General features: G+C 70.8%; 10 protein-coding genes. 9 read left to right on the forward strand and 1 reads right to left on the reverse strand.

Going from position 1 to position 11,871, the window contains the following annotated elements:
- The first annotated feature begins 25 nt into the window (after positions 1-25).
- The 7 genes from IB230_RS15585 to cydC are packed head-to-tail and all read left to right on the forward strand — an operon-like array spanning position 26 to position 8,775.
- Positions 26-1,615: a 4Fe-4S dicluster domain-containing protein gene (locus tag IB230_RS15585; protein ID WP_192273697.1), complete on the forward strand. Its 1,590-nt coding sequence runs from the start codon at positions 26-28 to the stop codon at positions 1,613-1,615.
- Positions 1,612-2,133: a FixH family protein gene (locus IB230_RS15590; RefSeq protein ID WP_192273698.1), complete on the forward strand. Its 522-nt coding sequence runs from the start codon at positions 1,612-1,614 to the stop codon at positions 2,131-2,133. The genes IB230_RS15585 and IB230_RS15590 overlap by 4 nt, the downstream gene beginning before the upstream one ends.
- 8 nt (positions 2,134-2,141) lie before the next feature.
- A complete protein-coding gene (locus tag IB230_RS15595) occupies positions 2,142-4,514 on the forward strand; it encodes a heavy metal translocating P-type ATPase (protein ID WP_192273699.1) in 2,373 nt (790 codons plus the stop codon).
- Entirely contained in the window at positions 4,511-4,705 is a 195-nt protein-coding gene (gene ccoS / locus IB230_RS15600) for a cbb3-type cytochrome oxidase assembly protein CcoS (protein ID WP_062351317.1), read from the forward strand. Before IB230_RS15595 ends, ccoS begins: the two co-directional genes overlap by 4 nt.
- The gene (locus IB230_RS15605) at positions 4,695-5,420 is read left to right on the forward strand and encodes a sulfite exporter TauE/SafE family protein (protein WP_192273700.1); all 726 of its coding nucleotides are present in this window, start codon (positions 4,695-4,697) and stop codon (positions 5,418-5,420) included. The genes ccoS and IB230_RS15605 overlap by 11 nt, the downstream gene beginning before the upstream one ends.
- On the forward strand, positions 5,417-7,105 hold the full coding sequence (gene cydD / locus IB230_RS15610; protein ID WP_192273701.1) for a thiol reductant ABC exporter subunit CydD: 1,689 nt from the start codon (positions 5,417-5,419) through the stop codon (positions 7,103-7,105). Before IB230_RS15605 ends, cydD begins: the two co-directional genes overlap by 4 nt.
- The gene (gene cydC, locus IB230_RS15615; RefSeq protein ID WP_343227335.1) at positions 7,102-8,775 is read left to right on the forward strand and encodes a thiol reductant ABC exporter subunit CydC; all 1,674 of its coding nucleotides are present in this window, start codon (positions 7,102-7,104) and stop codon (positions 8,773-8,775) included. Before cydD ends, cydC begins: the two co-directional genes overlap by 4 nt.
- Positions 8,776-8,872: 97 nt before the next feature.
- On the opposite strand, the gene IB230_RS15620 is transcribed toward cydC, so the two are convergent.
- Positions 8,873-9,640 carry a Crp/Fnr family transcriptional regulator gene (locus tag IB230_RS15620; protein WP_192273702.1) on the reverse strand — a complete coding sequence of 256 codons (768 nt, stop codon included), beginning with the start codon at positions 9,638-9,640 and terminating at the stop codon, positions 8,873-8,875.
- 400 nt (positions 9,641-10,040) lie between these two features.
- Between IB230_RS15620 and IB230_RS15625 the strand changes: the two genes are divergently transcribed.
- Both IB230_RS15625 and queD read left to right on the forward strand, forming a co-directional pair.
- Positions 10,041-11,402: a DEAD/DEAH box helicase gene (locus tag IB230_RS15625; RefSeq protein ID WP_192273703.1), complete on the forward strand. Its 1,362-nt coding sequence runs from the start codon at positions 10,041-10,043 to the stop codon at positions 11,400-11,402.
- Between the two features lie 63 nt (positions 11,403-11,465).
- Positions 11,466-11,822 (forward strand): 6-carboxytetrahydropterin synthase QueD, encoded by a 357-nt coding sequence (queD, locus tag IB230_RS15630; protein WP_192273704.1) that lies wholly within the window; start codon positions 11,466-11,468, stop codon positions 11,820-11,822.
- The last annotated feature ends 49 nt before the right edge of the window (positions 11,823-11,871 follow it).

Raw genomic sequence — 11,871 nt, forward strand, 5'->3', positions numbered from 1 at the left:
GACGCCAGCCAAGACAGACACCGCCATGTCCACGCCAGCCTCGCCCTCCCCTGCTCCCGACAGCAAGCGCCGCATCCCGCTGGATGTGGTCGATGCGCAGGGCAACTCGTTCTACGTCAGCGAACGCAAGGTGTATCCGCGCGACGTGGCAGGCCCGCTCAACCGCCTGCGTGTCGCCGCCGTGTGGTGGCTGCTGGGCATGTACTACGTGTTTCCGTGGTTGAAATGGGACGACCGCCAGGCCGTGCTGTTCGACCTGCCGGCGCGCAAGTTCTACGTGTTCGGACTGGTGTTCTGGCCGCAGGATTTCCTGCTGCTGGCGGTGCTGCTGATCATCGCGGCGATGGCGCTGTTCTTCTTCACCGCACTGGCCGGACGGCTGTGGTGCGGCTACGCCTGCCCGCAGACGGTGTGGACGGAAGTGTTCCTGTGGATGGAGCGCTGGACCGAAGGCGACCGCAGCGCACGCATGAAGCTGGATGCCGCGCCGTGGAGCGCGAACAAACTGCTGCGCAAGGGCGGCAAGCACGTGCTGTGGGCCGTGTTCGCGCTGTGGACCGGCTTCACCTTCGTCGGCTTCTTCACCCCCATCCTCGATCTCGGCGCCCGTTTGTGGCCGTTCGCGTGGGGCGGCTGGGAGACCTTCTGGGTGTTCTTCTACGCGCTGGCCACGTGGGGCTTCGCCGGTTTCCTGCGCGAGCAGGTCTGCAAGTACATGTGCCCCTACGCGCGCTTCCAGGCGGCGATGTTCGACCGCAATACGCTGATCATCGCCTACGACCCGATGCGCGGCGAACCGCGCGGCCCGCGCAAGCGCGGCCTCGGCAGCGTGCTGGAACGCGCGCGCGGCCTGCTGCAGAACACCACGGCCTACGACTACGTGATGCGCGCCGCCGCGCATCCCACTCTTGCCGATCAGCGGCTCGGGGCGCACGGCACCATCACCTTCGCCGGTGCCGGCGCGGTGGTCGAACCGTTGCCGAAGTTCGCGCCCGACCAGCTGGGCGACTGCATCGACTGCACGATCTGCGTGCAGGTCTGCCCCACCGGCATCGACATCCGCAACGGCCTGCAGTACGAGTGCATCGCCTGCGGTGCGTGCATCGACGCCTGCGACGACGTGATGGACAAGATGGGGTATCCGCACGGCCTGATCCGCTACACCACCCAGAATGCCATCGACGGCAAGCCGTCGAAGGTGCTGCGCCCGCGCATCTTCGTCTACGGCACGATCCTGCTTGCGCTGGTCGCCGCGTGGGGCTGGGGCGTGTTCAACCGCGACGTGCTGATCGCCGAAGTCCTGCGCGACCGCAATGCGCTGTATCGCGAGGTCGCCGGCGACCAGGTGGAGAACAGCTACACGCTCAAGCTGGTCAACAAGGACCAGCAGTCGCATGGCTATCTCGTCACCCTGGCATCGCCGTCGCCCGGCATCCGCCTGCGCGACGGCGAGCTGAGCGTTCGCGCGGAACCCGAGGAAGTCCTGTCGCTGGCCGTCACCGCCACCGCTCCCGCCACCCTCCGCGGCCGCCATGCCGTAACGTTCACCGTCCGCGATGTCGACACCGGCACCGAGAAGACCGTGGACAGCAGCTACTTCGGACCGATCCAATGACCACGAAAACCGATTCCTCCGCCGGCAACGGCCGACCGTTCTGGAAAGAGCCGATGGTGTGGCTGGTGTGGGGCCTTCCGCTGGCCTCGGTCGTCGCCGGCATCTGGCTGGTAGTGACCGCCGTGCGCGCCGGCGGCGCGGACCCGGTCATCGACGACGTGCAGCGCGTGTCGCAGATCCAGACCACCGACCTGGGGCCCGACGAACGCGCCGCACAGCGCCAACTCAGCGCGATCCTGCAGGTGCGTCCCGATCACGTGGAACTGACCGCGGTGACCGGCGAGTTCGACCGCGAGACCGCGCTCGTCCTCGTGATGACGCACCCCACCGAGGCCGCGCAGGACGTGCGCCTGCCGCTGGCGCGCACCACCACCGGCTGGACCGCGCCGGCCGAGATCGACACGCGCCACGACTGGAACCTGCAGCTGACGCCCGACAACGCCCAGTGGCGCATCCGCGGCCGCCTGCAGAAGGACACGCAGGCCTCGCGCCTGGCGCCGTCCCTCGGGGGCGGCTGAGTCCCGCGATGGACGCGCCCGTGGTGCCCTGCCATCACTGCGGCGAACCGGTCGCCAGCGGGCATCTGGTCACGGCGGGCAGCCATGTCTTCTGCTGCGAAGGCTGCGCCGCCGCCGCGGCGTGGATCCAGGACGCCGACCTGGGCAGCTACTACCGCCTGCGCAGCGCGAACGCCAACCGCGTGCAGGCCGACCGGCTGGACCTGGACAGCTGGGACCGTACCGAACTGCTCGACGAGCACAGCCGCGCGATCGAGGGGGGGCGCGAGATCGTGCTGCTCACCGACGGCATGCGCTGCGCCGCCTGCGCCTGGCTGATCGACCGTGCGCTGGCACGCGAAGCCGGCGTGCTCGACACGACCGCCAACGCGGTCACCGGACGCATCCGCATCGCTTGGGATCCGGCGCGCACGAAACTCTCCGCGCTGCTGCAGCGCCTGGCGATGCTCGGCTACCGGCCGTATCTCGCCACCGGCGATGCGCGCGAACAGGCGCGCCTGTCCGAACGTCGTCGGTGGCTGCTGCGGCTGGGCGTGGCCGGCCTCGGTTCGCTGCAGGCGATGATGCTGGCCGAGGCGCTGTATCTCGACGTCAACGCCACCATGCCGCTGCCGACGCGCGACCTGTTCCGCTGGCTGACCTTTCTGGTCAGCACGCCGGTGGTGTTCTACAGCGGCTGGCCGTTCCTGGCCGGCATGGCGCGCGAACTGCGCGCGCGCCACGTGGGCATGGACACGCTGATCGCCAGCTCCACCCTGCTGGCGTACTTCGCCAGCCTGGTCGAGACGATCCGCGGCGGCACGCACGTCTGGTACGACGCGGCGGTGATGTTCGTCTTCCTGCTGCTGGCTGCGCGCATGCTGGAACAGCGGGCGCGCAACGTGGCCACCGCGCAGGTGGACGCGCTGGCGCGCGCGCAGCCGGTGTTCGCGATCCGGGAGCGCGACGACGGCACGCGCGAGTCGGTGCCGCCCTCGGCCCTGCGCACGTCGGATGTCGTGTGCGTGGCCGCCGGCGACGGCGTTCCGGCCGACGGCGTGCTGCTGGACGCGGCGGCGGATTTCGAAGAAGCGTTGCTGACCGGCGAGTCGCGCCCGGTACGCCGTCGCGCCGGCGAGACCGTCTACGCCGGCACCACCTGCCGCGAGCGTCCGGCGCGCCTGCGCGTCACCGCCACCGGTACCTCGACGCGCCTGTCGCAGCTGGCGGAGCTGGTCGATCGCGCGCAGGGCCACCGCCCGCCGCTGGCACGCGCGGCGGATCGCGTGGGGCGTCATTTCGTCGTCAGTCTGCTGGTGCTCGCGATCGCCGTGTACATCGGCTGGCGGTTCTACCAGCCGGAACGCGCATTCGAGGTGACCCTGGCGCTGCTGGTGATCAGCTGCCCGTGCGCGCTGTCGCTGTCGGTACCCGCGGTGCTGGCCGCTGCGCACGGCGCCCTGGCCCGCTGCGGCGTGCTCGCCACGCGGCCCGAGGCGCTGGACACGCTGGCGCGTGCGACCGACGTGGTGTTCGACAAGACCGGCACGCTCAGCGACGGCCGGCCCGCACGCGTCGCCGTGGACGTCTTCGCCGAACTGGATGCCGATGCGGCCACGCGGGTGGTCGCTGCGCTGGAGCAGGACAGCGGCCATCCGATCGCCACCGCCTTCGCCGATGTCGAGGCGCGCGATGCCGCCACGTCCGTCGTCGCCCGGGCGGGCCTGGGCGTGGAAGGCGATGTCGACGGTCGCCACTGGCGCTTCGGACGTGCCGACTGGGCCGCGGGACGCGACGACGACGGTGCGCTGTGGCTGGGTGATGGCGGACGCGGCGTGGCCCGCTTCACCCTGGACGAGAAGCCGCGCGACGATGCTGCGGCGGCCATTGCGGCGCTGCGCGCCGAAGGCATGCGCATCCATCTCGCCAGCGGCGACGGCGACGCGGCGGTGCTGCGGCTGGCGCAGGCGCTCGGCATCGATTCGACGCTCGCCCGCCAGTCGCCGGAAGACAAGCTGGCGCGTGTACGGCAACTGCAGTCCGAAGGCCGCATCGTCGCGATGGTCGGCGACGGCCTGAACGACGCACCGGTGCTGGCCGGTGCCGACGTATCGGTCGCGATGGGCGAAGGCGCACCGCTGGCGCAGCAGGCGGCGGACCTCGTGGCCACCGGCCCGTCGCTGCTGCGCATCGCCGACGCCGTGCGCGTGGCGCGGCTGTCGCGCCGGCTGGTGAAGCAGAACCTGGCCTGGTCCGCCGGCTACAACCTGCTCGCCGTGCCGCTGGCGGCCGCCGGCATGGTGACGCCGTGGATCGCGGCACTGGGCATGGCGGTATCCTCGCTGGTGGTCACCCTCAATGCGCTGCGCCTGGCGCGCACCTCCACGGAGATGGCGGCATGAATATCCTGCTGATGCTGTTGCCGATCAGCCTGGTCCTGCTGGGACTGGCCATCGCGGCGTTCGCATGGGCGGTGCGCAAGGGCCAGTTCGACGATCTCGACACGCCCGCGCTGGATATCCTCGACGACGCGCCCGCGAAGCCGCGTGCGCCGGCCGCACCGCCCGTCCGCGAAGGCGACGATGGCGCCTGACGTTCCGGTCCTACTCGCCGCGCTGCTGGCCGGCCTGGTGGGCAGTACGCACTGCGCGGTGATGTGCGGCGGCATCGCCACCGGCTTCTCCGCGGTGTCGTCCCGGCAGGGCTGGGGCAGCGCGCTGCAGCTCAATCTCGGTCGCGTCGCCGGCTACACGCTGGCAGGTGCGCTGGTCGGTGCGTTCGGCGGCGGCCTGCTGGCGCTGGCGCGGCACGAGACCGCGGTGCTCGCCATGCGCGTCGGCGTGGGGCTGGCGCTGGTCGTGCTGGCGCTGCGCCTGCTCGACCAGCGTGGCCGGCTCGACTTCCTTGCCCGTCCCGGCGCGAAGGTGTGGCAGGCGCTGCACCCACTGCATGCGCGCGTGCTGCCGGCCGACACGCTGCCGCGCAGACTGGCGGCGGGCGCGCTGTGGGGCTGGCTGCCCTGCGGGTTGAGCCTCAGCCTGCTGACGGTGGCGTGGCTGCAGGCCAATGCGCGCGATGCCGCATTGACGATGGCGATGTTCGGCCTGGGCACGCTGCCGATGATGGTGACGCTGACCTGGTCCGGCGCACGCCTCGGCCGCCATTGGCAGCGCACGGCGGTGCGGCGCACGGCGGCCGGCTTCGTGCTCTTCGCGGGTGTGCTGACGATTGCCTCGCCGTGGCTGATGCGGCATCCCTCGCTGCACGGCGTACTCGCCGCGCTCGGCTGCCAGCCGCTGCCGACATGAGTGCAGGCACGAAGGAAGCGTCGGAGGGCGCGACGGCGAAAGCGCGCCTGCAGGCCATCGGCGATGTCGCGCGCACGCCATTGCGCGCCGCCGCGGCGCTGGGTGTGGCGGGCGGTGTGCTGGTGCTGCCGCAGGCCGCACTGATCGCGGTGTGCCTGCAACGCGTTTTCGTCGACCACGCGCCGCCCGCGACGCTGCTGCCGCTGCTCGCGGCCCTGCTGGCGACGCTGCTGCTGCGTGCGGGGTCAGGATGGGCGAGCCGTCGGCTCGCAGACCGTGCAGTCGAGTCGATCCGCGTCGACCTGCGTGCCCGCATCGCGCGCGGACTGGTCGCGCGTGGACCGGTCTGGGTACGGTCGCAGCAGAGTGGCGCGCTGGCAGAACGGATGGGTGCGCACGTGGATGCGCTCGAAGGCTACTTCGGCGGCTTCGTGCCATTGCGGGCGGAAGTGGTGGGCGTGCCGCTGGCGATCCTGCTCGCCGTTTTTTCCGTCGACCGCACCGTCGGGCTGGTGCTGCTGCTGACGATGCCGCTGGTGCCCGTCTTCATGATGCTGGTGGGCCTGGGCGCGCAGGCGGCCAGCCAGCGCCAGCTGCAGGCGCTGACACGGATGGGAGGGCACTTCGCCGATCGTCTGCGCGGGCTGGGGCTGATCCGGCTGTACGGCCGCGGTGACACCGAACTGCAGGGCATCCGCGCCGCCGCAGAGGAACTGCGCGTGCGCAGCCTGCGTGTGCTGCGCATCGCCTTCCTGTCGTCGGCGGTGCTGGAGTTCTTCGCCTCGCTCAGCGTGGCGATGATCGCGCTGTATCTCGGCCTGACCTATCTGGGCATGCTCGACCTGCGCGCCGCGCCGCTGACGCTGGGCGTGGGCGTGTTCTGCCTGCTGCTGGCACCGGAGTTCTACGCGCCGCTGCGGCGTCTCGCCACCCACTACCATGACCGCGCTTCGGCGCTGGCCGCGATGGACGAGATTGCGGCGGTGCTGGAGCACGATGCTCCCGTCGCCACGGACGACGGCGTCGGGAAGCCGGCCCCCTCGGCATCGTTCATCAGCGCGCGCGGCATCGCGCTGCGCCATCCCGCCGCCACGCGCGAAGTACTGCACGACGTCACGCTGGAGTTGCAACGCGGCCAGCACGTCGCGCTGACCGGCGCCAGCGGCGACGGCAAGAGCACGCTGCTGGAGGCGCTGGCCGGCTGGCTGCCCACGCACGCGGGCACTGTGCAGCGCGCGTCCGGCCTGCGTATCGGCTACGCGCCGCAGCGTCCCTTCCTGTTCGCCGGCACGCTGCGCGACAACCTGCGCATGGCCAAGCCCGATGCTTCCGAGGCGGAACTCGAACGGGCAGCCGACGCAGCGCAGGTGATGCGCTTTGCGGCACGGTTGCCGGACGGGTTGGATACGGTGATCGGCGAGCGCGGCTTCGGCCTGTCAGGCGGCGAGGCACGGCGCGTGGCGCTGGCACGCGTGTTCCTGCGCGACCCCGACCTGCTGCTCCTCGACGAGCCCACCGCCTTCCTCGATCCCGCCACCGAGGCCGCGGTCCTGCAGGCGATCCGGCAGTTCGCGCGTGACCGCAGCGTGCTGATTGCGACCCACAGCCCGGCGGCGCAGGCGGCAATGGACCAGGTCTGGCAGGTACGCGACGGCCGCCTGCACGGCAACGGAGGAGCGCCGTGAAGGGGCGCCGCGACGCTGACACGACCGCGCTGCGCCACGTGCTGGCAACGCATCGACGCTTCGGCGCGCTGGCGGTCGGACTGCTGTTGCTGACACTGCTGGCAGGCACCGCCCTGCTGGGACTGTCCGGCCATTTCCTCACCGCCGCCGCACTGGCCGGCAGCGGAGCGCTCGGCTTCAACTTCTTCGGTCCATCCGCGGGCATCCGTGCGCTGACCTTCGTCCGCATCCTGTCGCGCTACGGCGAGAAGCTGATCGGCCACGACGTGACGTTGCGCATCGCGCGCGATCTGCGCGCATGGTTCTTCGCCCGCGCATTGCCGCTCGCGCCATTGGGATTGGGCCGCTTCCGCGTCGGCGAACTGATGGCGCGGCTGATGGCGGACATCGACGCGGTGGACGGCCTGCTGGTGCGTGCGGTCGGTCCCCTGCTCGCGCTGCTGTCGCTGTGCCTGCTCGCCAGTCTGGTGGCGCTGGTCGTCCTGCCGCTGGCCGGCATCGTGCTGTTGGTCGCGCTGGCGCTGATCGCGGCGCTGGCGCCACGGCTGGCGACGCGGAGCGTCGCCGCCCTGGAAGACGAGCGGGCCGCCAGCCGCACCCGCCTGCGCGCCGCCGTGCAGGAGGGCATCGAGGGCCATCTGGACATCGTGGCGATGGATGCGACCTCGGCATGGCTCGACGCGCTGGACACGCGCAGTCGCGACCTGGCGCGGTGGGAGGAGCGCCGCAAGCAGCGTCTGGCGCTCGCGACGCTCGCCCACGCACTGGTCTCGGCGTTCACGCTGCCCGCGATGCTGTGGGTACTGCTGTCGGCCGTGCACGCGGAACGCCTCGGCGCCGCCGCCGCGGGCGGACTGTTCTTCCTGACCGTGGCCGTGCTGGATGCCTGTGCGGCCATCGCGCCGGCCTGGCAGGCTTGGCGGGCGGCGACCGTCGCCGCGCAGCGTCTGCAGGACGCGGTAGATCGCCCTGCGACGGACGGCGAAGGCCGCGGTACGCGATCACCGGCCGCAGGCGGCGCACTTGACCTGCAGGAGATCGTGTTCGCGTGGCCGGGCACGACACGGCGCGTGCTCGATGGTGCCAGCCTCCATCTTGCGCCCGGCGAGCGCGTGCTGGTGGCGGGCGACAGCGGCGAAGGCAAGTCGTCGCTGCTGGCGCTGGTGCTCGGATTGCGGACGCCGCAGGCAGGCCAGGTGCTGTTCGCGGGCGATGACCTGCGGTCGCTGGATCAGGCGCACTGGCATGCGCGCATCGCGTGGCTGCCGCAGGACGCGCCGGTGTTCTCCGGCAGCGTGCGCGGGAACCTGCAGCTCGGCGATCCCACCGCCGACGACGCGCGCCTGTGGCGCGTGCTGGCGCAGGTGAAGCTCGATACCCGTTTCCGCGAGACCGGCCTCGACACGTGGGTGGGCGAGAACGGCGCGACGCTGTCGGCCGGGCAGGCGCGCCGCCTTGCGCTGGCGCGTGCCCTGCTGCGCGATGCGCCGCTGCTGCTGCTCGACGAGCCGACCGAAGGCCTCGACCAGGACACCGCAGATGCGCTGATGCGCGACCTCGTGGAGGCCGGCGAAGGGCGCAGCATGCTGATCATCAGCCACGCGGCATTGCCGGAAGGCGTGGTGGATGCGCGCTACCGGCTGCGGGCCGGGAAGCTGGTGAGGGAATGACCCTTTGAGATTGGTGTGGGAGCGACGTCAGTCGCGATAGCCTACCGGTAACGCCTCATCGCGACTGACGTCGCTCCCACAGGAGACTTCCCTTGCCTCAGGCGCGCGCTTCGGCCAGCGCGTCCAGCCGCGTGCGATTGAGCAGCCGCACGTGGTGCGGATCGTCGGTGGCGATGCTGCCTTCCTGCCGCAGGCGGGTGAAGCTGCGGCTCACGGTCTCGACGGTCAGGCCCAGGTAGTCGGCGATGTCGGTGCGCGTCATCGGCAGGATCACTTCGCTGTCGTCCTGACCCTGGCGGCGGCGGCGCTGCGCCATGTCGACCAGGAAGCCGGCCAGCCGCTCCATCGGATTCAGCCGCGCCAGCGCCATCAGGTTGCCGCGGGTGGCATCGAGCTCGACGCAGGCGCGTTCGAGCAGTTCGCGCTCCAGCTCCGGATGGTCGTGGCAGAGGCTGCGCATGTCGGCCATCGAGAACTCGCACAGCGTGCTGTCGGTGATGGCCTCGATCGTGTGCTTGTAGTGGGAGGTGCCGGAGAAACCGATGAAATCGCCCGGCATCAGGAACCCGGCCACCAGCCGGCGACCGTCCGGCAGCAGCCGGATCCGGCGCAGCGCGCCCTTGGTCACGGTGAACACGCCCCGCCGCGGCTCGCCCTCGCGGACCAGGGCCTCGCCCGCCTTCAGCCGCGCATCGTCGGCCAGCGACTCCATGGCATGGGCCTTGGAGACGGGCAGGGCAGCGCAGATGGCCAGGTGGCGCACCAGGCAGCCCCCGCAGCCACGCGAGTTGGCCTGGCAGACGGCGCCGTCGCTGGGCGCGGGGGTCACCGGAGTGTCGTTCTGGCGGAGGATGCGAAGGCTCATGGCGGTCGGCTACGTGGGTCTTCGTAACCCATGATACGCCCGCACACCGTTGATTTCCGCACTGCGACAATCGGTCGCAGACGGGGTTTTCAGCCCCGATTCCCCCATTCAGCCCCGGATTCGGGTACAGTGCGCGCCGCTTGCCTGCGGCCGTTCGTTTCCCCGATGGTCCGCCGGCGCAGGGAATTCCACGCGAGTTCCCGCGCCCGCCCCGCTCCGACTTCTTTCGTTGCGCAAGCTCGGTAGCGCCGTTTTGGCGCCTCCGCACCCCTTCTCGCAGCGCGGTTTCAGGGAACGCTTCGAGTCACGGTCTTGCCGCATTCCGCGCGTCCTACGTTGCCGCACATCGCTGTGCCGGCGTTGCGTGCGTGTCCGGCCGACCGGCTTTGGAGCTTCCACCATGACGTTTGAAACCTTGGGCCTGGCGCCCGCCCTGCTGCGCGCGCTCGACGAACAGGGCTACACCCAGCCCACCCCCATCCAGGAACAGGCCATCCCGCTGGCCCTAGCCGGCCACGACCTGCTGGCGGGCGCGCAGACCGGTACCGGCAAGACCGCCGCATTCGGCCTGCCACTGATCCAGTACCTGGCCACGACCCCGCAGGAAGTGCAGCGCGGCGGCCCGCGCAAGCCGCGCGCCCTGGTGCTGACGCCGACCCGCGAACTGGCCGTGCAGGTGCACGACAGCCTGCGTGGCTACGGCAAGTACCTGCGCATTCCCAGCACCACCATCTACGGCGGCGTCGGCATGGGCAACCAACTGGACGCGCTGCGCCGTGGCGTGGACCTGGTGATCGCCTGCCCGGGCCGCCTGATCGACCACCTCGAGCGCCGCAGCGTGGACCTGTCGGGCATCGAGATCCTGGTGCTGGACGAGGCCGACCGCATGCTCGACATGGGCTTCCTGCCGTCGATCAAGCGCATCCTGGCCAAGCTGCCGCGCCAGAACCGCCAGACCATGCTGTTCTCCGCCACCTTCGCCGACCCGATCCGCGAGCTGGCGCTGGAGTTCATGCACGATCCGAAGCAGATCCAGGTGACCCCGCGCAACACCGTCGCCGAGACCATCACCCATCGCGTGCACCCGGTCGATGGCAGCCGCAAGCGCGACCTGCTGCTGCACCTGCTGGCGCAGGACAGCCGCCTGCAGACGCTGGTGTTCGCCCGTACCAAGCACGGCAGCGACAAGCTGGCGACGTTCCTGGAGAAGAGCGGCATCAAGACCGCGGCGATCCACGGCAACAAGTCGCAGGGTGCGCGCCAGCGCGCGCTCAGCGACTTCAAGGCCGGCCGCATCAACGTGCTGGTCGCCACCGACATCGCCGCGCGCGGCATCGATATCGACCAGCTGCCGCAGGTGATCAACTTCGATCTGCCGATGGTGGCCGAGGACTACGTGCACCGCATCGGCCGCACTGGCCGCAACGGCTCGACCGGCCAGGCGATCTCGCTGGTCGCGCAGGACGAAGCCAAGTACCTGCGCGCGATCGTGCGCCTGCTCAACCGCGACATGGACATCCGCGACGTGCCCGGCTTCGAGCTGCAGACGCCGATCCGCTGGGGCAACAGCGCTCCCGGCAAGGCCGAGCAGCCGGCCGGCGAGCGCACCCCGCGCCGCAACGGTCCGCAGAAGCACGCTCGTCGTCCGCACGGCGATGCGCCGCGCCACGCGCATGCCGGCCCGAAGAAGCACGGCGGCCAGCGCCGTGACGGGGGCCGTTCCGGCGGCGCGCGCCAGGGCCAGTCGCGTCCGGCCCGCTAAGCTGCACCCCTCGCGCGGCACCGCCCCCGGTGCCGCGCGCTTCCACGCTCCTGGAACCGTCGCATGGACATCTTCAAGGTTTTCACCGTCGAAGCCGCGCACCGCCTGCCGCACGTGCCGGAGGGCCACAAGTGCGCGCGTCTGCACGGGCACTCGTTCCGCATCGAGCTGCACCTGTCCGGCCCGATGGATCCGCATGCGGGCTGGGTCATGGACTTTGCCGACGTGAAGGCGGCCTTCAAGCCGATCTACGACCGGCTCGACCATCACTACCTCAACGACATTCCCGGTCTGGAGAACCCCACCAGCGAGCGGCTGGCTGCGTGGATCTGGGATCAGGCCAAGCCGGTCCTGCCGCTGCTCAGCGCGGTAGTGGTGCACGAAACCTGCACCTCCGGGAGCCGCTATACCGGCCCCTGAGGGCATGGAACCGGTTTCATACCAGTCCCTACAAGCGTTTGATTTTTAA

The sequence above is a fragment of the Pseudoxanthomonas sp. PXM01 genome (genome assembly GCF_014851815.1).
Lineage (GTDB): Bacteria > Pseudomonadota > Gammaproteobacteria > Xanthomonadales > Xanthomonadaceae > Pseudoxanthomonas_A.